Below are 22,420 nucleotides of genomic sequence, written 5' to 3'. Positions count from 1 at the left end.
CACCCAGCGTTTTACCCGCTTCACTTAACACTGGATGTTGCTATTTTGGTGGCGGTTGCAGTCCGAACACGCACTGTGCTCTTCTGTAACTCAGGACCGGAGGAAGCAAAATAAAAAAGAGCTGTGTGGGCAAAACCGTGAAAAAACAAAGACCTGTTAACTTGGATCTCTCGACGATCCGGTTTCCCGTTACTGCAATATCGTCCATTCTCCACCGCGTCTCCGGCGTGATTACCTTTGTCGCTCTCGGAATTCTGCTCTGGTTACTGGGTCTCTCCCTCTCTTCTCCGGAAGGTTTCCAGCAAGCGGCATCCATCATGGATAGCTTCTTCGCCAAATTCATCATGTGGGGCATTCTGACCGCGCTGGCATATCACGCAGCAAGCGGCATTCGTCACATGCTGGCCGACTTCGGTTTTACGGCAGAAACCCTGCAGGTGGGAACCCGTACCGCGCAAGCGGTTTTTGTTATCACTGTCGTGCTCTCAATTCTGGCTGGAGTCCTCGTATGGTAAGCAATGCTTCTGCATTAGGACGCAACGGTATCCATGACTGGCTGTTACTGCGTGCTGCTGCAATCTTAATTACGCTCTACATTCTCTACATCCTCGGTTTTGTCGTGATGACCGGCACGCTGACGTATGACGTCTGGCGCGGCTTTTTCGCTTCCTCCTTTACTAAAGTGTTCACGTTGCTGACGCTGTTCTCGATTCTGGTCCACGGCTGGATTGGCATGTGGCAGGTCCTGACCGACTACGTGAAACCGCTGGCAACGCGTCTGGTGTTGCAACTGGTGATTGTGGTCGCGCTGTTGTCGTATGCAATTTATGGAACTGTTGTGGTGTGGGGTGTGTAAATGAGTTTGCCAGTCAGAGAATTTGATGCCGTGGTGATCGGCGCAGGTGGTGCGGGTATGCGCGCCGCGCTGCAAATCTCCCAGTCGGGCCAGAGCTGTGCTCTGTTATCCAAAGTGTTCCCAACCCGTTCCCACACCGTATCGGCGCAGGGCGGGATTACCGTGGCACTGGGTAACTCCCACGAAGATAACTGGGAATGGCACATGTACGATACCGTCAAAGGCTCCGATTACATCGGTGACCAGGACGCAATCGAATATATGTGTAAAACCGGTCCGGAAGCGATTCTGGAGCTGGAGCACATGGGCCTGCCATTCTCCCGTCTTGATGACGGCCGCGTTTATCAGCGTCCGTTTGGTGGTCAGTCGAAAAACTTCGGTGGTGAGCAGGCGGCGCGTACCGCTGCTGCTGCCGACCGTACCGGCCACGCCCTGCTGCATACGCTGTATCAGCAGAACCTGAAAAACAAAACCACCATCTTCTCCGAGTGGTATGCACTGGATCTGGTGAAAAACGCTGACGGTGCGATCGTCGGCTGTACCGCCATCTGCATCGAAACCGGTGAAACAGTCTACTTCAAAGCCAAAGCCACTATCCTCGCGACCGGCGGTGCTGGCCGTATCTATCAGTCCACCACCAACGCCCACATCAACACCGGCGACGGCGTCGGCATGGCGCTGCGTGCCGGCGTGCCAATGCAGGATATGGAGATGTGGCAGTTCCACCCAACCGGCATCGCGGGTGCGGGTGTGCTGGTGACCGAAGGCTGCCGTGGTGAAGGTGGCTATCTGCTGAACAAGCATGGCGAGCGTTTCATGGAGCGCTACGCGCCGAACGCCAAAGATCTGGCGGGCCGTGATGTGGTGGCGCGTTCAATGATGGTGGAAATTCGTGAAGGTCGCGGCTGCGACGGCCCGTGGGGTCCGCACATCAAACTGAAACTCGACCATCTGGGCGCTGAAGTGCTGGAATCCCGTCTGCCGGGCATCCTCGAACTGTCGCGCACCTTTGCTCACGTCGACCCGATTAAAGAGCCGATTCCGGTTATCCCGACCTGCCACTACATGATGGGCGGCGTGCCGACCCGCGTGACCGGTCAGGCGCTGCGCGTTAACGAGCAGGGTGAAGATGAAGTGATTCCGGGCCTGTTCGCGGTAGGCGAAATTGCCTGCGTATCGGTACATGGCGCAAACCGTCTTGGCGGCAACTCGCTGCTCGACCTGGTGGTATTCGGCCGCGCGGCCGGTGTTCATCTGATGGAGTGCATCGCTGAGCAGGGCGAACTGCGCGACGCCACCGAAGATGAAATCGACGCGGCGATGGCCCGCTTCAACCGCTGGGAAAACAACACCACCGGTGAAGACCCGGTTGAAATCCGCAAGGCGCTGCAGCGCTGCATGCAGAACAACTTCTCGGTATTCCGCGAAGGGGATGCGATGCGTGAAGGCCTGGCCGAACTGAAAGAGATTCGTGAGCGCCTGAAAAACGCGCGTCTCGATGACCGTTCACCGGACTTCAACACCCAGCGTATCGAATGCCTTGAGCTGGATAACCTGATGGAAACCGCTTACGCAACCGCGGTAGCGGCCAACTTCCGCACCGAAAGCCGTGGCGCTCACAGCCGCTTCGACTACCCGGAGCGTGATGATGCCAACTGGCTGTGCCACAGCCTCTATGTTCCGCAAACGGAAAGCATGACGCGCCGTGAGGTGAACATGCAACCGAAACTGCGTGCGGCCTTCCCGCCGAAAGCGCGTACTTACTAATTGCGGAGATCATCATGAGACTCGAATTTTCTATCTATCGTTACAACCCGGAAGTCGATGACAAACCGCGCATGCAGGATTACACCCTCGAAGCGGAAGATGGTCGCGACATGATGCTGCTGGACGCGCTGATCCGTCTGAAAGAAAAAGATCCTACGCTGGCCTTCCGTCGCTCCTGCCGTGAAGGCGTGTGCGGCTCCGATGGCCTCAACATGAACGGTAAAAATGGCCTGGCGTGTATCACGCCGGTCTCCGCACTGGGCAATGGCAGCAAGAAGATTGTTATCCGTCCGCTGCCCGGTCTGCCGGTAATCCGCGACCTCGTGGTGGACATGGGACAATTCTATGCTCAGTATGAGAAGATTAAGCCTTTCCTGTTGAATAATGGGGAAAATCCGCCAGCGCGCGAGCATCTGCAAACGCCTGCGCAGCGTGAGCACCTGGACGGCCTGTACGAGTGTATTCTCTGTGCCTGCTGCTCCACGTCGTGCCCGTCGTTCTGGTGGAATCCGGACAAGTTCATCGGTCCGGCCGGCCTGCTGGCGGCGTACCGCTTCCTGATTGACAGCCGCGACACCGAAACCGATGCGCGCCTCGACAATCTGAATGATGCTTTCAGTGTTTTCCGCTGTCACAGCATCATGAACTGTGTGAGCGTGTGCCCGAAAGGCTTAAACCCAACGCGCGCCATCGGCCACATTAAGTCGATGCTGCTGCAGCGCGGGGCGTAATAAACGGAAGTCACGGTCGGGAACTCAGGTTCCCGATCGTTTACGGAAGCCTCTATAAGCGCGGTACTGACCACGCTTATAAAGGTTCCCTTACGGGCCAGGCGCCGGTTGCGCACAGGTTCGTATCGCTGAACTCACTACGGCAAGCCGCGTAAGCGGCAACAAATGAAACCTCAAAAAAGCAGATTAATGCTTAAGGGATCACAATGCAGAACAGCGCGATGAAACCCTGGCTGGACTCCTCCTGGCTGGCCGGCGCGAACCAGTCCTACATAGAGCAACTCTATGAGGATTTCCTGACCGATCCTGACTCTGTTGATGAAGTGTGGCGCTCGATGTTCCAGCAGCTGCCGGGCACCGGCGTGAAACCTGAGCAGTTTCACTCCACGACGCGTGAATATTTCCGCCGCCTGGCGAAAGACGCCACCCGCTACACCTCCACAGTCACCGATCCGGCCGCTAATTCCAAACAGGTTAAAGTGCTGCAGCTGATTAATGCGTTCCGCTTCCGCGGCCATCAGCACGCTAACCTCGATCCGCTCGGCCTGTGGAAGCAGGAACGCGTGGCGGATCTCGATCCGGCCTTCCACGATCTGACCGACGCCGATTTTCAGGAAAGCTTTAACGTAGGCTCTTTCGCCATTGGCAAAGAGACCATGAAGCTGGCCGATCTTTATGCCGCACTGCAGCAGACCTACTGTGGTTCGATTGGTGCAGAGTACATGCACATCAACAACACCGAAGAGAAGCGCTGGATTCAGCAGCGTCTGGAATCGGTAGTAGGCCATGCGTCATTCAGCGCGGACGAGAAAAAAGGTTTCCTGAAAGAGCTGACGGCGGCAGAGGGCCTGGAAAAATACCTCGGCGCGAAATTCCCGGGTGCCAAACGCTTCTCGCTGGAAGGCGGCGATGCGCTGGTACCGATGCTGCGCGAAATGATTCGCCACGCCGGCAAGAGCGGCACGCGCGAAGTGGTGCTTGGCATGGCGCACCGCGGCCGTCTCAACGTACTGATCAACGTGCTGGGTAAAAAACCGCAGGATCTGTTCGACGAATTCTCCGGCAAGCACAAAGAGCACCTCGGTACCGGTGACGTGAAGTACCACATGGGCTTCTCGTCAGACGTGGAAACCGAAGGCGGCCTGGTGCACCTGGCGCTGGCGTTCAACCCGTCGCATCTGGAAATTGTAAGCCCGGTAGTCATGGGCTCGGTGCGCGCGCGTCTGGATCGTCTGGCGGAGCCGGGCAGCAACAAAGTTCTGCCGATCACCATTCACGGTGACGCCGCGGTTATTGGCCAGGGCGTGGTGCAGGAAACCCTGAACATGTCGCAGGCTCGCGGTTACGAAGTGGGTGGCACCGTACGCATCGTGATTAACAACCAGGTGGGCTTCACCACCTCGAATCCGAAAGATGCGCGTTCTACCCCGTACTGCACCGACATCGGCAAAATGGTGCTGGCACCGATCTTCCACGTCAACGCGGACGATCCGGAGGCGGTAGCGTTTGTTACCCGTCTGGCGCTGGATTATCGCAACACCTTTAAACGCGATGTGTTCATCGACCTGGTGTGCTACCGCCGTCACGGCCATAACGAAGCCGACGAGCCAAGCGCAACCCAGCCGCTGATGTATCAGAAAATCAAAAAGCATCCAACGCCGCGCAAAATCTACGCCGATCAGCTGGAAAGCGAAGGCGTGGCCACGCAGGAAGATGCCACCGAGCTGGTAAACCTGTACCGCGATGCGCTGGATGAAGGCGAGTGCGTGGTGCCGGAATGGCGTCCGATGAGCCTGCACTCGTTCACCTGGTCTCCGTACCTCAACCACGAGTGGGATGAGAGCTACCCGGAAACCGTGGACATGAAACGTCTGCAGGAGCTGGCGCGCCGCATCAGCAGCATTCCGGAAGCGGTGGAAGTGCAGTCGCGCGTTGCCAAGATTTATAACGACCGCAAAGAGATGGCGGAAGGCAACAAGCTGTTCGACTGGGGCGGGGCGGAAAACCTCGCTTACGCCACGCTGGTGGACGAAGGCATTCCGGTGCGCCTGTCGGGTGAAGACTCCGGCCGTGGCACCTTCTTCCACCGTCACGCGGTGATTCACAACCAGCAGAACGGTTCGACTTACACCCCGCTGCACCACATCCATAACGGTCAGGGTCAGTTCAAGGTGTGGGATTCGGTGCTGTCGGAAGAAGCGGTTCTGGCGTTCGAATACGGTTACGCCACCGCCGAGCCGCGCGTGCTGACCATCTGGGAAGCGCAGTTCGGTGACTTCGCCAACGGCGCTCAGGTGGTGATCGATCAGTTCATCAGCTCCGGCGAGCAGAAATGGGGCCGCATGTGTGGTCTGGTGATGCTGCTGCCACACGGCTATGAAGGGCAGGGTCCGGAGCACTCCTCCGCGCGCCTCGAGCGCTATCTGCAGCTGTGTGCTGAGCAGAACATGCAGGTCTGCGTGCCATCAACGCCAGCGCAGGTGTACCACATGCTGCGTCGTCAGGCGCTGCGCGGTATGCGCCGTCCGCTGATCGTGATGTCGCCGAAGTCGCTGCTGCGTCATCCGCTGGCGGTATCCAGCCTTGATGAGCTGGCCAACGGCAGCTTCCAGCCGGCGATTGGTGAGATCGACGACCTCGATCCGCAGCAGGTGAAACGCGTGGTGCTGTGCTCCGGTAAAGTTTATTACGATCTGCTGGAGCAGCGTCGTAAGAACGAGCAGACCGATGTCGCCATCGTGCGTATCGAACAGCTCTATCCGTTCCCGCACAAAGCGGTGCAGGAAGCGCTGAAGAATTACGCCCATGTTCAGGATTTCGTCTGGTGTCAGGAAGAGCCACTGAACCAGGGCGCATGGTATTGCAGTCAGCATCATTTCCGCGAAGTGGTTCCATTTGGTGCGTCACTGCGTTACGCAGGCCGTCCGGCTTCTGCTTCACCGGCCGTGGGCTATATGTCCGTACATCAACAACAGCAGCAAGACCTGGTCAATGACGCGCTGAACCTTGGTTAATTAAAAGGAAAGAAAATGAGTAGCGTAGAAATTCTCGTTCCCGATTTGCCTGAATCCGTAGCGGACGCCACGGTAGCCACCTGGCATAAAAAACCCGGCGACTCTGTGACCCGCGACGAAGTGCTGGTCGAGATCGAAACTGACAAAGTGGTACTGGAAGTGCCTGCCGCCGCTGACGGTGTGCTGGAAGCGGTGCTGGAAGACGAAGGCGCCACCGTAACATCGCGCCAGATTCTGGGCCGTCTGAAGGAAGGCAACAGCGGCGGGAAAGAGACCACGGCGAAAGTGGAAAGCAAGGAGTCTACGCCTGCACAGCGTCAGACTGCATCTCTGGAAGAAGAGAGCAATGACGCGCTCAGCCCGGCCGTGCGCCGCCTGATTGCGGAAAACAACCTCGACGCCAGCCAGATTAAAGGCACCGGTGTTGGCGGCCGTCTGACGCGCGAAGATGTAGAAAAACATCTGGCGAAGAAAGCCGACGGCGCGAAAGCGGCACCGGCAGCCGATGCGGCTCCGCAGGCAGTCGCCAACCGCAGCGAGAAGCGCGTGCCAATGACCCGTCTGCGCAAGCGTGTGGCCGAGCGTCTGCTGGAAGCGAAAAACAGCACCGCAATGCTGACCACCTTCAACGAAGTCAACATGAAGCCGATCATGGATCTGCGCAAGCAGTACGGCGATGCCTTCGAGAAGCGTCACGGCGTGCGTCTGGGCTTTATGTCCTTCTACATCAAAGCGGTGGTCGAAGCGCTGAAACGCTTCCCGGAAGTCAACGCGTCGATCGACGGCGACGATGTGGTGTACCACAACTATTTCGATGTCAGCATCGCGGTCTCAACGCCGCGTGGTCTGGTGACGCCAGTGCTGAAAGATGTTGATGCGCTGAGCATGGCCGACATCGAGAAGAAAATTAAAGAGCTGGCGGTGAAAGGCCGTGACGGCAAGCTGACGGTGGAAGAACTGACCGGCGGTAACTTCACCATCACCAACGGTGGTGTGTTCGGTTCGCTGATGTCTACGCCGATCATCAACCCGCCGCAGAGCGCGATTCTGGGGATGCACGCCATCAAAGATCGCCCAATGGCGGTGAATGGTCAGGTGGTGGTGCTGCCAATGATGTATCTGGCGCTCTCCTACGATCACCGTCTGATCGATGGTCGTGAATCTGTCGGCTATCTGGTCGCGGTGAAAGAGCTGCTGGAAGATCCGGCGCGTCTGCTGCTGGATGTCTGATTTTCGCCGGGCGCGCTGGCACGAGGCGCGCCCAAATTAACCCTGTTTAGATCTGAATGGATAGAACATCATGAACTTACACGAATACCAGGCGAAGCAGCTGTTTGCACGGTATGGTATGCCAGCACCGACTGGCTACGCCTGCACCACGCCACGTGAAGCCGAAGAAGCCGCCTCGAAAATTGGCGCGGGTCCGTGGGTGGTGAAATGTCAGGTTCATGCCGGTGGCCGCGGTAAAGCGGGCGGTGTGAAGGTGGTTAACAGTAAAGAAGACATTCGTGCTTTCGCTGAAAACTGGCTGGGCAAACGTCTGGTGACCTACCAGACTGACGCCAATGGTCAGCCGGTAAACCAGATCCTGGTTGAAGCGGCGACCGACATCGATCAGGAGCTGTATCTGGGTGCGGTGGTTGACCGTGCCACCCGTCGCGTGATCTTCATGGCGTCAACCGAAGGCGGCGTGGAAATCGAGAAAGTGGCGGAAGAAACCCCGCACCTGATCCACAAAATGGCGCTGGATCCGCTGACCGGCCCGCAGCCATACCAGGGCCGCGAGCTGGCATTCAAACTGGGTCTGACCGGCAAGCAAGTCAGTCAGTTCACCAAAATCTTCATGGGTCTGGCGACCATGTTCCTGGAGCGCGACCTGGCGATGGTTGAGATCAACCCGCTGGTGATCACCAAACAGGGCGACCTGATCTGTCTGGATGGCAAACTGGGTGCCGATGGCAATGCCCTGTTCCGTCAGCCAGAGCTGCGTGAAATGCGTGACCCAAGCCAGGAAGATCCCCGTGAAGCCCACGCGACGCAGTGGGAACTGAACTACGTCGCGCTGGAAGGCAACATTGGCTGTATGGTCAACGGCGCCGGTCTGGCGATGGGCACCATGGACATCGTGAAACACCACGGTGGTCAGCCTGCAAACTTCCTTGATGTTGGCGGCGGCGCAACCAAAGAGCGCGTTACCGAAGCCTTCAAAATCATCCTGTCTGACGATGCTGTGAAAGCGGTATTCGTTAACATCTTCGGCGGTATCGTGCGCTGCGACCTGATCGCAGACGGCATCATCGGTGCTGTGGCTGAAGTGGGTGTCAACGTACCGGTCGTGGTACGTCTGGAAGGTAACAACGCCGAGCTGGGCGCGAAGAAACTGGCGGACAGCGGTCTTAACATCATTGCAGCAACCAGCCTGACAGACGCAGCACAGCGTGTTGTCGCTGCTGCGGAGGGTAAATAATGTCCATTCTGATCGACAAAAACACCAAAGTCATTTGCCAGGGTTTCACCGGTGGCCAGGGAACGTTCCACTCTGAGCAGGCGCTGGCCTATGGTACGCAGCTGGTTGGCGGTGTGACGCCAGGTAAAGGCGGCACCACCCATCTCGGTCTGCCGGTGTTTAACACCGTGCGTGAAGCAGTAGAAGCCACGGGCGCCACCGCCACCGTGATCTACGTGCCGGCACCGTTCTGCAAAGACGGTATCCTGGAAGCGATCGACGCGGGCATCAAACTGATCATCACCATCACCGAAGGTATCCCGACGCTGGATATGCTGACGGTGAAAGTGAAGCTGGACGAAGCAGGCGTGCGCATGATCGGCCCGAACTGCCCGGGCGTGATCACCCCAGGCGAATGTAAGATCGGCATCATGCCGGGCCACATTCACCAGCCAGGCCGCGTGGGTATCGTGTCACGTTCCGGTACGCTGACCTATGAAGCGGTTAAGCAGACCACCGACATCGGCTACGGCCAGTCCACCTGTGTGGGCATCGGCGGTGACCCGATCCCAGGCTCCAACTTCATCGACATCCTGAAAATGTTCCAGGACGATCCGCAGACCGAAGCGATCGTGATGATCGGTGAGATCGGCGGCAGCGCTGAAGAAGAGGCCGCGGCGTTCATCAAAGAGCACGTGACCAAGCCTGTCGTCGGCTATATCGCCGGCGTAACGGCGCCGAAAGGCAAGCGTATGGGCCACGCCGGCGCCATCATTGCCGGTGGTAAAGGCACCGCCGATGAGAAATTTGCTGCACTGGAAGCGGCCGGTGTGAAAACCGTTCGCAGCCTGGCCGATATCGGCGACGCGGTGAAAGCGGTACTGCCAGCGAAATAAGATTTTGCTGCTGAAAGAACAAAGCCACCTGCGGGTGGCTTTTTTTATGGCTGTCATGCACGGCCATTAGCCGTCCTCACACATTTGCAGTAAAAACGTAACGGCAACATTTTCTGCGGCTATGCTTACTTTGTCGTTGAGTAAAGAAGGGCAAAGAGGCGTGCTTTTTCCCGTCAGCGTCCAGGCGTCTGGCTGGCAAAGAGGTTAAATAATTACGGGAAAGGTAATTGTTTTCTTAATTGCGCCATCGATTTATGACAACTAATTAACAACAACTCTAACACTACATATCTGGAAAATTATTGTCTTAATCCAGATCAATAAAAGGCGATATATAGCAAACTTTACCGCTGGCTAAAAGCAACCCAACCGGTATAAATTGCGCTGCATCAATTCAGTCTTTTTCATCATTTTTCAGGAGTTTGTGCCAGGCGTTGTCATATCAATTCTGTCGCCTCCTCATCTTACTCCTGCTCGAAACAGGCTGAAGCGATCGGTTTTTCGGGGAATTTTCACCACTGTTACTCGCTCACTTCGGGCCGCAGTACGCATTGTGCTGTCGGTAACAAAACTGGAATCAATAATCAGTCGTTCCTGACCTTATTCTGCATCGCACTGCCCGCTGTTTGTGGTTGTTATTCGCAGGATGAGTTCATGCGAGGAGCAAGGAGTCATCATGTTAGATATTGTCGAGCTGTCGCGTTTACAGTTTGCCCTGACGGCGATGTACCATTTCCTGTTCGTGCCCTTAACGCTCGGTATGGCGTTTTTGCTGGCGATCATGGAAACGGTCTATGTCCTGTCGGGAAAACAGATTTATAAAGATATGACCAAATTCTGGGGCAAGTTGTTTGGTATCAACTTTGCGCTGGGCGTGGCCACCGGTCTGACCATGGAATTTCAGTTCGGTACCAACTGGTCTTATTACTCCCACTACGTCGGCGATATCTTCGGTGCGCCGCTGGCCATCGAAGGCCTGATGGCGTTCTTCCTTGAATCCACCTTTGTCGGCCTGTTCTTCTTCGGCTGGGATCGCCTCGGTAAAGTGCAGCACCTGGCGGTGACCTGGCTGGTGGCACTTGGCTCGAACATGTCCGCGCTGTGGATCCTGGTGGCGAACGGCTGGATGCAGAACCCGATCGCCTCTGAATTCAATTTCGAAACCATGCGTATGGAGATGGTGAGCTTCTCCGAGCTGGTGCTGAACCCGGTGGCGCAGGTGAAATTTGTGCATACCGTGGCCGCGGGCTACACCACCGGAGCGATGTTCATTCTGGGCATCAGCGCCTGGTATCTGCTGAAAGGGCGCGACATCGCGTTTGCCAAACGCTCCTTTGCGATCGCTGCCAGCTTCGGTATGGCTGCCGTGCTGTCGGTCATCGTGCTGGGTGACGAATCCGGCTATGAAATGGGCGACGTGCAGAAAACCAAGCTGGCCGCCATCGAAGCCGAATGGGAAACCCAGCCGGCGCCGGCGGCCTTTACGCTGTTTGGCGTGCCGGATCAGGCGACGCAGGAGAACAAGTACGCCATCCAGATCCCGTATCTGCTCGGTTTGATTGCTACGCGTTCCGTCGATACGCCGGTCACCGGCCTGAAAGATCTGCTGGCGCAGCATGAAGTGCGCATCCGTAACGGTATGAAAGCCTATGCGCTGCTGAACGAGCTGCGTGCCGGCAGTAAAGATCCGGCGGTGCGCAGTGAGTTTGAGACGCATAAACAGGATCTCGGCTACGGTCTGCTGCTCAAGCGTTATACCCCGGACGTGGCGAACGCCACGGAAGCGCAAATCCAGCAGGCAACGCAGGATTCCATTCCGCGCGTGGCACCGCTCTATTTTGCCTTCCGCATCATGGTGCTGTGTGGCGTGCTGCTGCTGGGCATCATTGCGCTGTCGTTCTGGAGCGTGATTCGTAACCGCATCGGTAAGAATCGCTGGCTGCTGAAAGCGGCGCTGTACGGTATTCCACTGCCGTGGATTGCCGTCGAAGCTGGCTGGTTTGTCGCTGAATATGGCCGTCAGCCGTGGGCGATTGGTGAGGTGCTGCCAACCGCTGTGGCCAACTCGTCGCTGACCGTCGGCGATCTGCTGTTCTCGATGATCCTGATCTGCGGCCTGTATACCGTGTTCCTGGTGGCGGAAATGTATCTGATGTTCAAATTTGCCCGCCTTGGTCCAAGCAGCCTGAAAACCGGCCGCTATCACCATGAAACAGTGCAGGCTGTGACTCAACCGGCGCGCGGATAAGGAGAGCTACCATGTTTGACTATGAAGTGTTGCGTTTTGTCTGGTGGCTGCTGATTGGCATTCTGCTGATCGGTTTTGCCGTCACCGACGGCTTCGATATGGGCGTGGGAATGCTGACCCGCATCCTCGGTCGCACCGATACCGAGCGTCGCATCATGATTAACAGCATCGCGCCGCACTGGGACGGTAACCAGGTCTGGCTGATCACTGCCGGCGGGGCGCTGTTCGCCGCCTGGCCAATGGTCTATGCCGCCGCGTTCTCCGGTTTTTACGTGGCGATGATTCTGGTGCTGGCCTCGCTGTTCTTCCGTCCGGTCGGCTTTGATTACCGGTCGAAGATTGAAGATATGCGCTGGCGCGGTGCCTGGGACTGGGGCATCTTCATTGGCAGCTTTGTGCCGCCGCTGGTGATTGGCGTGGCGTTCGGTAACCTGCTGCAGGGTGTGCCGTTCCATGCTGATGAGTACCTGCGCCTGTTCTACACCGGTAATTTCTTCCAGCTGCTTAATCCGTTTGGCCTGCTGGCTGGGGTGATCAGCGTCGCGATGATTCTGGCCCAGGGCGCGACTTACCTGCAGATGCGCACCAGCGGCGAACTGCACCTGCGTTCCCGCACCGCGGCGCAAATCAGCGCGCTGGTGATGCTGGTAGGCTTTGTACTGGCCGGCGTGTGGGTGAAGTACGGCATTGATGGCTATGTGCTGAAAAGCGCAATCGATCATCACGCGGCGTCTAACCCGCTGGGTAAAGACGTGGTGCGTGAAGCCGGCGCCTGGCTGGTCAATTTTGAACAGATGCCGGTGCTGTGGCTGTTCCCGCTGCTCGGCGCGCTGCTGCCGCTGCTGACGATCCTGTGTTCGCGCATGGAGAAGGGCGCATGGGCGTTTATCTTCTCTTCGCTGACGCTGGCGTGCGTCATTATGACGGCGGGCATTGCGCTGTTCCCGTTCATCATGCCATCCAGCACCGTGCCAGGCACCAGCCTGACCATGTGGGACGCGACCTCCAGCCTGCTGACGCTGCAGATCATGACCGTGGCCGCCATCATCTTTGTGCCGATTATTCTGGCTTACACCAGCTGGTGTTACTACAAGATGTATGGCCGCATCATCAAAGAACACATTGAGCGCAATACGCACTCCCTGTACTGATTGAGGAGATTGAGCATGTGGTATTTTGCCTGGATTCTTGGCACCTTGCTGGCCTGTGCGTTTGGCGTAGTCACGGCACTGGCGATCGAGCATGTGGAAGAGGGCGGCGCGCAGGACGACAAGCTCTGATGCGCAGCCTGATACAGACGCTGTATCGTCTGATGGATAAGGGCCCGCTGCGGGCCCTTTCACTGATTCTGGCGCTGTGGCTGGCCGGATGCGTCATCTGGCAGCCGGCGCGCTTTGCCGCACGCACCAGTGAGCTCGCTATCTGGCACGGATTATTGTTAATCTGGGCGGTGTGCAGCGGCGTGATCCACGGCACCGGTTTCCGGCCACAGCGTGCCCGCTGGCAGGCGCTGTTTGCCCCGCTGCCGGCGTTGATCGTGCTGGCGCTGGGAATTTACTGGTTCTACCATTAAGTTCTTTCTCAGCCCGCAAGGGCTGTTTTACCGCTGCTGACGTGAGTTTTTGTCAGCGGTTGGTCAGGAAATCTCCCAAAAATCCTCCCAGTTGTTAACGTCTGATAATTATTTTCTCCTGGCTCTGGCGGACCATTCCCAAGCCGATCTCACTTGCGTATAGTAGCAACGTTTAAAATGAGACCGGGATGTAGAGTGAGTACAACGCTGTTTCGCTGGCCGGTTCGGGTCTATTACGAAGACACTGACGCCGGTGGTGTGGTTTACCACGCCAGCTATCTTGCTTTTTATGAACGAGCACGTACCGAGATGTTGCGCCAGCACCATTTCAATCAACAGGCCCTGTTGGAAGAGCAGGTGGCTTTTGTGGTACGGCGCATGACGGTGGACTTTATTGCCGCGGCACGTCTCGACGACCTTCTGGAGATCCAGAGCGAAGTGACAGCAATGACGCGCGCAACCATGACGTTCTCGCAGCGTATCGTGAATGCTGAAGGCAAAGTGCTCAATGAAGCAGACGTCCTGATTGCCTGCATCAACCCACATCTAATGAAGCCGATTGCGCTTCCCAAGTCTATTGTCGCGGAGTTCAAGCAGTGACTGACATGAACGTTCTTGATTTGTTCCTGAAGGCAAGCCTTCTGGTCAAACTTATCATGTTGATTTTGATCGGCTTTTCTATTGCCTCCTGGGCAATCATCATTCAGCGCACCCGCATTCTTAACGCGGCGGGGCGTGAGGCCGAGGCGTTCGAGGACAAGTTCTGGTCCGGTATCGAGCTGTCGCGTCTCTATCAGGAGAGCCAGGCGCGCCGTGACGAGCTGAGCGGGTCCGAACAGATTTTCTATTCTGGCTTCAAAGAGTTTGCCCGCCTGCACCGCGCTAACAGCCATGCGCCGGAAGCGGTGGTCGAAGGGGCCGGTCGCGCCATGCGCATCTCGATGAACCGTGAACTGGAAGCGCTGGAAAATCACATCCCATTCCTTGGCACCGTCGGTTCCATCAGCCCGTATATCGGTCTGTTTGGTACGGTGTGGGGGATCATGCATGCCTTTATCGCACTGGGTGCGGTGAAACAGGCCACACTGCAAATGGTTGCGCCCGGTATCGCCGAAGCGCTGATCGCCACCGCAATCGGTCTGTTCGCGGCCATTCCTGCCGTTATGGCGTATAACCGTCTGAACCAGCGCGTGAACAAGCTGGAGCAGGGCTACGACAACTTTATGGAAGAGTTCACGGCCATCCTGCATCGTCAGGCTTTCTCTACCGACAACAGCAAGTAAGTCGAGGTTAACGATGGCCAGAACCCGTGGTCGCGGGCGTCGCGATCTTAAGTCGGAAATCAACATTGTTCCGCTGCTGGACGTGCTGCTGGTGTTGCTGCTCATCTTTATGGCAACCGCGCCGATTATTACGCAGAGCGTGGAAGTGGACCTGCCGGACGCAACCGATTCGAAAACCGTTTCCAGCGACGATAATCCGCCGGTGATCGTGGAAGTGGCCGGGGTAGGGCAGTACAGCCTGGTGGTGGATCACGATCGTATGACGCAGCTGCCGCCGGAGCAGGTGGTGAGCGAAGCGCAGCGCCGTATTGAAGCCAATCCGAAGACGGTCTTCCTGATTGGTGGGGCGAAAGATGTGCCTTACGACGAAATCATCAAGGCGCTGAACCTGTTGCATCAGGCTGGCGTGAAATCCGTCGGTTTGATGACGCAGCCGATTTAACGCGAACCGTTTTTGGGAACCGAGAGTGTCGAAGGCAACCGAGCAGAACGAGAAGTTAAAACGCGCGATAATCATTTCGGTGATTCTGCACATCGTGCTGATCGCCCTGCTGATTTGGAGCTCGTTTAACGAACATATCGAAGCCAGCGGCGGCGGTGGCGGCAGTGATATCGACGCGGTGATGGTCGATCCTGGCGCGGTGGTTGAGCAGTATAACCGTCAGCAGAATCAGCAGAGTGATAGTCAGCGCGCCGAGCAGCAGCGCCAGAAGCAGGCACAGCAGCAGGCGGAAGAGTTGCAGCAGAAGCAGGCCGCTGAACAGCAGCGGCTGAAAGAGCTGGAAAAAGAGCGTCTGCAGGCGCAGCAGGAAGCCAAAGAGCAGGCGAAGCAGCAGGCAGAGCAGCAGAAGGCGGCGGAAGCAGCAGCGAAGCAGGCGCAGGAGCAGCAGAAAGCCGCAGAAGCGGCCGCAGCGAAAGCCAAAGCCGATGCCAAAGCGCAGGCCGATGCTCAGGCGAAGGCTGCAGCGGACGCGAAAGCCAAAGCGGAAGAGCAGGCGAAGCAGGCCGCAGCCGACGCGAAGAAGAAAGCGGAAGAGCAGGCTAAAGCCGCCGCAGCCGAAGCGGCGAAAGAGAAAGCCGCGCAGCAGGCGAAAGCCGCAGCTGAAGCGAAAGCCAAAGCGGAGGCAGAAGCCAAAGCTCAGGCTGCGGCAGATGCGAAAGCCAAAGCTGCACAGGAAGCCAAAGAGAAAGCTGCGGAAGCCGCGAAAGAGAAAGCGGCCGCCGAAGCCAAAGCGAAAGCTGAGGCAGCAGCCAAAGCCAAAGCGGATGCGGCGGCCAAAGCTAAAGCGGCCGCCGATGCGAAGAAGAAAGCGGCTGCCGAAGCGGCGAAGAACGAGAGCGATGTGGATGATCTGTTAGGCGGTCTCTCTTCCGGTAAGAATGCGCCGAAAAGCGGTTCCTCTGCTGGTGGTGCTCCAGCTGGCCAGGGTAGTCAGAAAAAAGCGGGTGCATCGGGTGCTGACATTAGCAACTATGCCGGTCAAATTCAGGCTGCGATCAAAAGTAAGTTTTACGATTGGGAAAGCTATAAGGGGCGCACCTGTACTTTACGTATTGTCATGATGTCTGATGGTACGTTAGCGGATGTTAAAGCGCAGGGGGGTGATACTGCCCTATGCCAGGCTGCTGTCGCAGCGGCTCGGCAGGCTCGTATCCCTAAACCGCCAAGTCAGGCGGTATATGAAGTGTTCAAAAACGCGCCGCTGGATTTCAAGCCGCAATAAATGCAGTAACGTACGGCAGGTTGAACTAAGGTTAGCTTGCCGTACTCTATGAGTACTCGTGTTTTTTCAGGAACTGTGCGAATTATCATGAACTCAGGTTCAGATAAGGGAGATAAGATGAAGCAGGCACTTCGTGTAACCTTAGGTTTTTTTGTACTGCTGTGGGCAGCGATGCTGCACGCGGAAGTACGCATTGAAATTACGCAGGGCGTTAATACCGCACGCCCAATTGGTGTGGTGCCGTTCCAGTGGGCCGGTCCGGGCGCTGCACCCGAAGATATTGGTGGCATCGTCGCAGCAGACTTACGTAACAGCGGTAAATTCAACCCGCTGGATCGCTCTCGTCTGCCACAGCAGCCGACCAGCGCACAGGAAGTTCAGCCTGCCGCGTGGAGCGCACTGGGTATTGATGCCGTGGTCGTCGGGCAGGTTACGCCGAACGCCGATGGCAGCTACCAGGTGGCTTATCAGCTGGTGGATACCGGTGGCGCACCGGGTACTGTGCTGGCGCAGAACTCCTATAAAGTCACCAAACAGTGGCTGCGCTATGCTGCGCATACCGCCAGCGATGAAGTGTTTGAGAAGCTGACCGGTATCAAAGGCGCGTTCCGTACCCGTATCGCCTATGTGGTGCAGACCAACGGTGGTCAGTTCCCGTACGAGCTGCGCGTGTCTGACTACGATGGTTACAACCAGTTTGTGGTACACCGTTCGCCGCAGCCGCTGATGTCACCGGCCTGGTCGCCAGACGGCAGCAAAGTGGCTTACGTGACCTTCGAAAGCGGTAAATCGGCGCTGGTGGTGCAGACGCTGGCCAACGGCGCTATCCGTCAGGTGGCTTCTTATCCGCGTCACAACGGTGCGCCGGCCTTCTCGCCGGACGGCTCTAAGCTGGCCTTCGCCCTGTCGAAAACCGGTAGCCTGAACCTGTACGTGATGGATCTGGCCTCCGGTCAGACGCGTCAGGTGACCGATGGCCGCTACAACAGCACCGAACCTACCTGGTTCCCGGACAGCCAGACGCTGGCTTACACTTCGGATCAGGCCGGTGCGCCACAGATTTACAAAGTTAACGTTAACGGCGGAACGCCACAGCGCATTACCTGGGAAGGGGCTCAGAACCAGGATGCGGATGTGTCATCTGACGGTAAAACGATGGTGATGATCAGCAGCGCCGGTGGCGCGCAGCACGTCGCCAAACAGGATCTGGAAACGGGAGCCGTTCAGACAATAACGGACACGTTCCTGGATGAGACGCCAAGTCTGGCTCCTAACGGCACGATGGTAATCTATAGCTCTACTCAGGGGATGGGTTCCGTGTTGCAGTTGGTTTCAACCGATGGGCGTTTCAAAGCGCGTCTTCCGGCAACTGATGGACAGGTCAAATTCCCTGCCTGGTCGCCGTATCTGTGATGCATCGCTCCCTCGCCTGGCGGGGGAGTAAAATGTATGGCAAACAAAATAATAGGATAAAGAAATGCAACTGAACAAAGTGCTGAAGGGTTTGATGCTGGCTCTGCCGGTTATCGCGGTAGCTGCATGTAGCTCTCACAAAAACAACAACAACGATCAGACCGGTATGGGTGCTGACGGTGCATACGGCGCTGGCGCTGGCCAGAACGGCAACATGTCTTCTGACGAGCAGGCGCGTCTGCAGATGCAGCAGCTGCAGCAGAACAACATCGTTTACTTCGGTCTGGACAAGTATGACGTGCAGTCTGAATACGCTCAGATGCTGGATCAGCACGCTGCTTTCCTGCGTAGCAACCCATCTTACAAAGTGACCATCGAAGGTCACGCGGATGAGCGCGGCACCCCAGAGTACAACATCGCCCTGGGCGAGCGTCGTGCTAACGCCGTTAAAATGTACCTGCAGGGTAAAGGCGTGTCTGCTGACCAGATGTCTATCGTATCTTACGGTAAAGAGAAACCTGCTGTACTGGGCCACGACGAAGCGGCTTACGCTAAAAACCGTCGTGCCGTACTGGTTTACTAAGAGAATCACATGATTAGTAACTTCAGACTTCATCTGTTGAGTCTGTCGTTACTGGTTGGCGTAGCGGCCCCCTGGGCCGCTAATGCCCAGGCGTCAATCAGTAGCGTTGGCTCAGGCTCGGTCGAAGACCGTGTCACCACTCTTGAACGTATCTCCAATGCCCAGGCTCAGCTTCTGCAGCAGTTGCAGCAGCAGATGAGTGATAACCAAAGCGATATCGATTCGCTGCGCGGGCAGATCCAGCAGAACAGTTATCAGCTTAATCAGGTGATTGAGCGGCAGAAGCAGCTTTATCAGCAGATCGACAGTCTGAGCAGCAGTAATGGTGCGCAGGCCAGCGGTGGTGCCGATGCAGCAGCCGGTGCCGCAGCGGGAAACGCTGATGCGGGGAGCAGCAATACGGCTGCCGCTGCACCCGCACAAACCGGCGATGCCAACACCGATTACAATGCTGCCGTCGCGCTGATTCTTGAGAAGAAGCAGTACGACCAGGCGATTACTGCGCTGCAGGCGTGGGTGAAGAAGTATCCTGACTCCACCTATCAGCCGAATGCCAATTACTGGCTGGGTCAGTTGTTTTACAACAAAGGCAAAAAGGACGATGCGGCCTACTATTTTGCCACTGTAGTTAAAAACTACCCGAAATCGCCAAAAGCGGCGGAAGCGCTGTTTAAGGTTGGGGTGATCATGCAGGAGAAGAACGATACAGCGAAAGCGAAAGCGGTCTACCAGCAGGTGATCAAACAATTCCCTAACTCTGAGTCTGCTAAGCAGGCACAAAAACGGCTCGCTGCCATGTAATTGCTGCAGTTAAGACCGGATTTCGTCTGATTTCTGGTCTTGCCGCATGAAAGGTAAGCAGTTGAGACATTTAGCGGAAAATAAGGGTTGCGCCCTCCCGCTAAATCAGTAATATATGCCGCCGTTGCCGGGACATATCTTAACAAGTATCGGCAGCACTGAAGATGGGTCGTTAGCTCAGTTGGTAGAGCAGTTGACTTTTAATCAATTGGTCGCAGGTTCGAATCCTGCACGACCCACCATCTCAACCGTTCAGTTTTGATGTCACTTCAGTTTGCTTCACAACCTTGATGGGTCGTTAGCTCAGTTGGTAGAGCAGTTGACTTTTAATCAATTGGTCGCAGGTTCGAATCCTGCACGACCCACCATCAAGTCGAAAGTTGTAAGCCACTTCCCGAGCGGGTCGTTAGCTCAGTTGGTAGAGCAGTTGACTTTTAATCAATTGGTCGCAGGTTCGAATCCTGCACGACCCACCAGTTATGTAGAAAGGCGCCCTAAAGGCGCCTTTTTGCTTTTTTACGAAGTTCGGTATGTTGCTTTGAGATCGTACTCAGGCCAGATAAGGCGGGGCGGATCGCAAAGGAATCTCACATCCCTGTGGATCGGCCTCGCCATCCATGGCTCGGACGCTTCGCTCCTTCCGCTCCCGCCTTAACTGGCCATCAAGCCTTGTCATTGCTTTAGATAATCGCACCCATGCTCAAAGAAGACGGAAGGGCCGGGCGGTGGAGTAAAGCTTCCGGCGCATGGATGCGCCGGCAGAGCCTACAGGGACGTATTTACGGCGACTTTACGGAACCGCCCGGTACTTTCGGCTGGCTGCAAGGTTTCAAGCTGATCTACTTTTTTACCTTATCCGGCGTCAGGCTCTTCCAGATATGCAGCACCGCGTAACTGCGCCACGGGCGCCACACCTGTGACATCTGCTCTGCGACCTTTGCGCTCACGCCGCCGAGATTATTGCGGATCGCAATGTCCTCTTTCGGGAAGGCATCCGGCCAGCGCAGGGCGCGCATGGCGATATAACTCGCTGTCCACGGCCCGACACCCTTCAGCGCCAGCAACTGCTGCTGCACCACGTCCGGATTAACCGCGCCATTGAAGCGCAGCGCTCCTGAGGCGCAGGCCCCGGCCAGTGCCTGGATCGCCTGCGCGCGGGCGCTCACAATGCCGAGGCTGGCGATATCATCCAGAGTTGCAGTAGCCAGTGATTCGGCCTCTGGCGGTAAGCGGGAGAGCGCAGGCCACGGCGTGGTGAGGGGCGCGCCAAAACGCTCCGCCACGCGACTGCTCAGCGTGGTCGCGGCTTTCACCGTCACCTGCTGGCCGAGGATGGCGCGGACCGCCAGCTCGAAGCCGTCAAAGGCACCAGGAACGCGCAAACCTGGATAGCGTGCCAGACTCGCAGCTAATAGCGGATCCTGGCTGAGCTGCTCGCTGATGCGCTGTGGCTGGGCATCCAGATCAAACAGATCGCGCAAGCGGCGCAGCAGGGCAGGCAGCACCGGCGTCAGCGTGGTAGTAAATTGCACCTTCAGCGCCTGCTTTTCCGGCAAATGGCTAATGCGCACCCAGCCACGACACTGACCGAGCGCCACAGTACGATGATAAACGCCCTCGCTGACCCACTCGACTTGCTTCATCACGCGCTGTTGCAGGAAATCGAGGATGGCGTCCCAGTCATAAGGAGGCCGGTAGCTGAGGCGCAGTTCGGCGCTCTCCTGCTCACCATTCAGGGCTTCCGTCTGAATCTGCTTACGCAGACGCGAAGGCGTCATGCGATAGCGAGCCTGGAACACGTCGTTAAAACGGCGCAGACTGCGAAAACCGCTGGCATAGGCAATCTCGGTCACCGGCAATGCGGTTTCAGTCAGTAGCTGCTTCGCCAGCAGCATACGCCGGGTTTGCCGCAGTTCAAGTGGCGACACGCCCAGCTCCTGCTGAATCACCCGCCTTAGCTGGCGTTCACTCAGGTCAAACTCGCTGGCGATCTCAGCCAGCGTCTCCTGTTCTTCCAGTAAGCCTTCTTCGATACGGCGTATCAGCCGGTCGGCGATGCGATGATGACTATCGACTGGCGCCGAACCAGGTGCCAGCTCGGGACGACAGCGCAGGCAGGGGCGAAAGTGCGCCTTTTCAGCCGCTTCGGCACTGGTGAAAAACAGGCAGTTCTTCTGCATCGGCGCTTTCACCGGACAGATCGGACGGCAGTAAATACCGGTGGAGGTCACGCCGACAAAAAACACCCCGTCGAAACGGCTGTCGCGCGCCGTCAGCGCCTGATAGGCAATTTCAGGATCAAACATCATCGTCTCCGGCAAATAAACACCATCGTCGCGCAGGTGCAGATGGAAAACTGGCTGCTTTCGGACAGCTAACCAGTTTATGCTCATGGCCGAAAACAGCCAGTTTCGCCGCGCAAAAGTGCGATAATCATCCGCATAGCCCACGTCGGAGGTGCAACATGTATCACGCTAAAATCATTACCACGCCCGTCGGAGAACTGACGCTCATTGCCACGGATCGCGGTCTGTCAGCCATTTTATGGGAAAACGAAGGCGCGCAGCGTGTGCCGCTGAAACCGATCGCGCGTAACGACCAGCATCCGATTCTCTGTGAGGCTGAGCGCCAGCTGCGCCAGTACTTTGCCGGCGAGCGTCAGCAGTTTGACATGCCGTACGACACCGTTGGCACTGCGTTTCAGAAAAAGGTCTGGCAGGCGCTGCTCACCATTCCGTTTGGTGAAACCCGCAGCTATCTGCAAATCGCGGAGCAGATCGGCAACCCGAAAGCGGTACGCGCCGTCGGCGCTGCCAACGGTAAAAATCCGTTGTCGATCATGGCGCCCTGTCATCGCGTTATCGGCAGCAACGGTAAGCTCACCGGCTTTGCAGGCGGCCTGGCGGTAAAAGCGTTTCTGCTTGAGCTGGAAAGCCCACAACAGGCGCAAGCCGGCGCGCAGCTGGTACTTCCCGCATAAAAATCACACGACAGGCTCGGTGTAATCCGCTATTGTGTTTAGCATATAAAACACGATGGCGGATTTAATGCCGCATCATCGTCCTGATGGGCGATTTTGTTAAAT

Annotated in this window: 21 protein-coding genes and 3 tRNA genes; 23 read left to right on the top strand and 1 reads right to left on the bottom strand. The window is 56.9% G+C overall.

Annotated features, from left to right (window positions below; translation table 11 throughout):
• Positions 1–125: 125 nt before the first annotated feature.
• From sdhC to H7K56_RS04895, 22 genes are all read left to right on the top strand, one after another.
• Positions 126–515, top strand: coding sequence for a succinate dehydrogenase cytochrome b556 subunit (gene sdhC, locus H7K56_RS05000; protein ID WP_021508541.1), 390 nt, complete (start codon positions 126–128; stop codon positions 513–515).
• Positions 509–856, top strand: coding sequence for a succinate dehydrogenase membrane anchor subunit (gene sdhD, locus H7K56_RS04995; protein ID WP_021508540.1), 348 nt, complete (start codon positions 509–511; stop codon positions 854–856). Before sdhC ends, sdhD begins: the two co-directional genes overlap by 7 nt.
• Positions 857–2,623: a succinate dehydrogenase flavoprotein subunit gene (gene sdhA / locus H7K56_RS04990; RefSeq protein ID WP_021508539.1), complete on the top strand. Its 1,767-nt coding sequence runs from the start codon at positions 857–859 to the stop codon at positions 2,621–2,623.
• 14 nt (positions 2,624–2,637) lie between these two features.
• Positions 2,638–3,354: a succinate dehydrogenase iron-sulfur subunit gene (locus H7K56_RS04985; protein ID WP_021508538.1), complete on the top strand. Its 717-nt coding sequence runs from the start codon at positions 2,638–2,640 to the stop codon at positions 3,352–3,354.
• Between the two features lie 206 nt (positions 3,355–3,560).
• Positions 3,561–6,368 (top strand): 2-oxoglutarate dehydrogenase E1 component, encoded by a 2,808-nt coding sequence (sucA, locus tag H7K56_RS04980; protein WP_021508537.1) that lies wholly within the window; start codon positions 3,561–3,563, stop codon positions 6,366–6,368.
• Between the two features lie 15 nt (positions 6,369–6,383).
• Positions 6,384–7,598, top strand: coding sequence for a 2-oxoglutarate dehydrogenase complex dihydrolipoyllysine-residue succinyltransferase (odhB, locus tag H7K56_RS04975; RefSeq protein ID WP_021508536.1), 1,215 nt, complete (start codon positions 6,384–6,386; stop codon positions 7,596–7,598).
• Between the two features lie 70 nt (positions 7,599–7,668).
• Complete coding sequence (gene sucC / locus H7K56_RS04970; protein WP_006118458.1) at positions 7,669–8,835, top strand: ADP-forming succinate--CoA ligase subunit beta; 1,167 nt, start codon at positions 7,669–7,671, stop codon at positions 8,833–8,835.
• Complete coding sequence (gene sucD / locus H7K56_RS04965) at positions 8,835–9,710, top strand: succinate--CoA ligase subunit alpha (protein WP_021508535.1); 876 nt, start codon at positions 8,835–8,837, stop codon at positions 9,708–9,710. Before sucC ends, sucD begins: the two co-directional genes overlap by 1 nt.
• 676 nt (positions 9,711–10,386) lie before the next feature.
• Positions 10,387–11,958: a cytochrome ubiquinol oxidase subunit I gene (gene cydA, locus H7K56_RS04960; RefSeq protein WP_058757874.1), complete on the top strand. Its 1,572-nt coding sequence runs from the start codon at positions 10,387–10,389 to the stop codon at positions 11,956–11,958.
• Between the two features lie 11 nt (positions 11,959–11,969).
• On the top strand, positions 11,970–13,109 hold the full coding sequence (gene cydB / locus H7K56_RS04955) for a cytochrome d ubiquinol oxidase subunit II (protein ID WP_150360927.1): 1,140 nt from the start codon (positions 11,970–11,972) through the stop codon (positions 13,107–13,109).
• Positions 13,110–13,124: 15 nt separating this feature from the next.
• A complete protein-coding gene (gene cydX / locus H7K56_RS04950; RefSeq protein ID WP_010615998.1) occupies positions 13,125–13,238 on the top strand; it encodes a cytochrome bd-I oxidase subunit CydX in 114 nt (37 codons plus the stop codon).
• Positions 13,238–13,531 (top strand): cyd operon protein YbgE, encoded by a 294-nt coding sequence (gene ybgE, locus H7K56_RS04945; RefSeq protein WP_058775290.1) that lies wholly within the window; start codon positions 13,238–13,240, stop codon positions 13,529–13,531. Before cydX ends, ybgE begins: the two co-directional genes overlap by 1 nt.
• A 177-nt stretch (positions 13,532–13,708) precedes the next feature.
• Complete coding sequence (gene ybgC, locus H7K56_RS04940; RefSeq protein WP_168714917.1) at positions 13,709–14,131, top strand: tol-pal system-associated acyl-CoA thioesterase; 423 nt, start codon at positions 13,709–13,711, stop codon at positions 14,129–14,131.
• Positions 14,128–14,814, top strand: a complete 687-nt coding sequence (gene tolQ / locus H7K56_RS04935; protein ID WP_010616001.1) for a Tol-Pal system protein TolQ — start codon at positions 14,128–14,130, stop codon at positions 14,812–14,814. The genes ybgC and tolQ overlap by 4 nt, the downstream gene beginning before the upstream one ends.
• A gap of 13 nt (positions 14,815–14,827) precedes the next feature.
• Positions 14,828–15,256: a colicin uptake protein TolR gene (gene tolR, locus H7K56_RS04930; RefSeq protein ID WP_021508530.1), complete on the top strand. Its 429-nt coding sequence runs from the start codon at positions 14,828–14,830 to the stop codon at positions 15,254–15,256.
• A gap of 25 nt (positions 15,257–15,281) precedes the next feature.
• Positions 15,282–16,538 (top strand): cell envelope integrity protein TolA, encoded by a 1,257-nt coding sequence (gene tolA, locus H7K56_RS04925; protein WP_150360928.1) that lies wholly within the window; start codon positions 15,282–15,284, stop codon positions 16,536–16,538.
• A 117-nt stretch (positions 16,539–16,655) separates the two neighbouring features.
• Positions 16,656–17,951, top strand: coding sequence for a Tol-Pal system beta propeller repeat protein TolB (gene tolB / locus H7K56_RS04920; RefSeq protein WP_021508528.1), 1,296 nt, complete (start codon positions 16,656–16,658; stop codon positions 17,949–17,951).
• A 64-nt stretch (positions 17,952–18,015) separates the two neighbouring features.
• Complete coding sequence (pal, locus tag H7K56_RS04915; RefSeq protein ID WP_021508527.1) at positions 18,016–18,534, top strand: peptidoglycan-associated lipoprotein Pal; 519 nt, start codon at positions 18,016–18,018, stop codon at positions 18,532–18,534.
• A 9-nt stretch (positions 18,535–18,543) separates the two neighbouring features.
• The gene (cpoB, locus tag H7K56_RS04910) at positions 18,544–19,335 is read left to right on the top strand and encodes a cell division protein CpoB (protein ID WP_058757869.1); all 792 of its coding nucleotides are present in this window, start codon (positions 18,544–18,546) and stop codon (positions 19,333–19,335) included.
• A gap of 166 nt (positions 19,336–19,501) precedes the next feature.
• Positions 19,502–19,577 (top strand) — tRNA-Lys (locus H7K56_RS04905).
• A 50-nt stretch (positions 19,578–19,627) separates the two neighbouring features.
• Positions 19,628–19,703, top strand: a tRNA-Lys gene (locus H7K56_RS04900).
• A 32-nt stretch (positions 19,704–19,735) separates the two neighbouring features.
• A tRNA-Lys gene (locus H7K56_RS04895) sits at positions 19,736–19,811 on the top strand.
• A 363-nt stretch (positions 19,812–20,174) separates the two neighbouring features.
• On the opposite strand, the gene H7K56_RS04890 is transcribed toward H7K56_RS04895, so the two are convergent.
• On the bottom strand, positions 20,175–21,641 hold the full coding sequence (locus H7K56_RS04890) for an AlkA N-terminal domain-containing protein (RefSeq protein WP_104092700.1): 1,467 nt from the start codon (positions 21,639–21,641) through the stop codon (positions 20,175–20,177).
• 158 nt (positions 21,642–21,799) lie between these two features.
• Here H7K56_RS04890 and H7K56_RS04885 point away from each other — a divergent pair, with 158 nt between their 5' ends.
• Positions 21,800–22,315, top strand: coding sequence for a methylated-DNA--[protein]-cysteine S-methyltransferase (locus H7K56_RS04885; RefSeq protein WP_021508524.1), 516 nt, complete (start codon positions 21,800–21,802; stop codon positions 22,313–22,315).
• Positions 22,316–22,420: the final 105 nt, after the last annotated feature.

The organism is Pantoea dispersa (assembly GCF_014155765.1).
GTDB classification, from domain to species: Bacteria; Pseudomonadota; Gammaproteobacteria; order Enterobacterales; family Enterobacteriaceae; genus Pantoea; species Pantoea dispersa.
The sequence above is the reverse complement of the archived record's forward strand: the minus strand, read 5'-3'. Positions and strand labels throughout refer to the sequence as shown.

Bases quoted from the DNA above. Each gene is read 5' to 3' on its own strand.
- sdhD (WP_021508540.1), top strand. From the start codon at position 509: ATGGTAAGCAATGCTTCTGCATTAGGACGCAACGGTATCCATGACTGG.
- sdhA (WP_021508539.1), top strand. From the start codon at position 857: ATGAGTTTGCCAGTCAGAGAATTTGATGCCGTGGTGATCGGCGCAGGT.
- H7K56_RS04985 (WP_021508538.1), top strand. From the start codon at position 2,638: ATGAGACTCGAATTTTCTATCTATCGTTACAACCCGGAAGTCGATGAC.
- sucA (WP_021508537.1), top strand. From the start codon at position 3,561: ATGCAGAACAGCGCGATGAAACCCTGGCTGGACTCCTCCTGGCTGGCC.
- odhB (WP_021508536.1), top strand. From the start codon at position 6,384: ATGAGTAGCGTAGAAATTCTCGTTCCCGATTTGCCTGAATCCGTAGCG.
- sucC (WP_006118458.1), top strand. From the start codon at position 7,669: ATGAACTTACACGAATACCAGGCGAAGCAGCTGTTTGCACGGTATGGT.
- sucD (WP_021508535.1), top strand. From the start codon at position 8,835: ATGTCCATTCTGATCGACAAAAACACCAAAGTCATTTGCCAGGGTTTC.
- cydA (WP_058757874.1), top strand. From the start codon at position 10,387: ATGTTAGATATTGTCGAGCTGTCGCGTTTACAGTTTGCCCTGACGGCG.
- cydB (WP_150360927.1), top strand. From the start codon at position 11,970: ATGTTTGACTATGAAGTGTTGCGTTTTGTCTGGTGGCTGCTGATTGGC.
- cydX (WP_010615998.1), top strand. From the start codon at position 13,125: ATGTGGTATTTTGCCTGGATTCTTGGCACCTTGCTGGCCTGTGCGTTT.
- ybgE (WP_058775290.1), top strand. From the start codon at position 13,238: ATGCGCAGCCTGATACAGACGCTGTATCGTCTGATGGATAAGGGCCCG.
- ybgC (WP_168714917.1), top strand. From the start codon at position 13,709: ATGAGACCGGGATGTAGAGTGAGTACAACGCTGTTTCGCTGGCCGGTT.
- tolR (WP_021508530.1), top strand. From the start codon at position 14,828: ATGGCCAGAACCCGTGGTCGCGGGCGTCGCGATCTTAAGTCGGAAATC.
- tolB (WP_021508528.1), top strand. From the start codon at position 16,656: ATGAAGCAGGCACTTCGTGTAACCTTAGGTTTTTTTGTACTGCTGTGG.
- pal (WP_021508527.1), top strand. From the start codon at position 18,016: ATGCAACTGAACAAAGTGCTGAAGGGTTTGATGCTGGCTCTGCCGGTT.
- cpoB (WP_058757869.1), top strand. From the start codon at position 18,544: ATGATTAGTAACTTCAGACTTCATCTGTTGAGTCTGTCGTTACTGGTT.
- H7K56_RS04890 (WP_104092700.1), bottom strand. From the start codon at position 21,641: ATGTTTGATCCTGAAATTGCCTATCAGGCGCTGACGGCGCGCGACAGC.
- H7K56_RS04885 (WP_021508524.1), top strand. From the start codon at position 21,800: ATGTATCACGCTAAAATCATTACCACGCCCGTCGGAGAACTGACGCTC.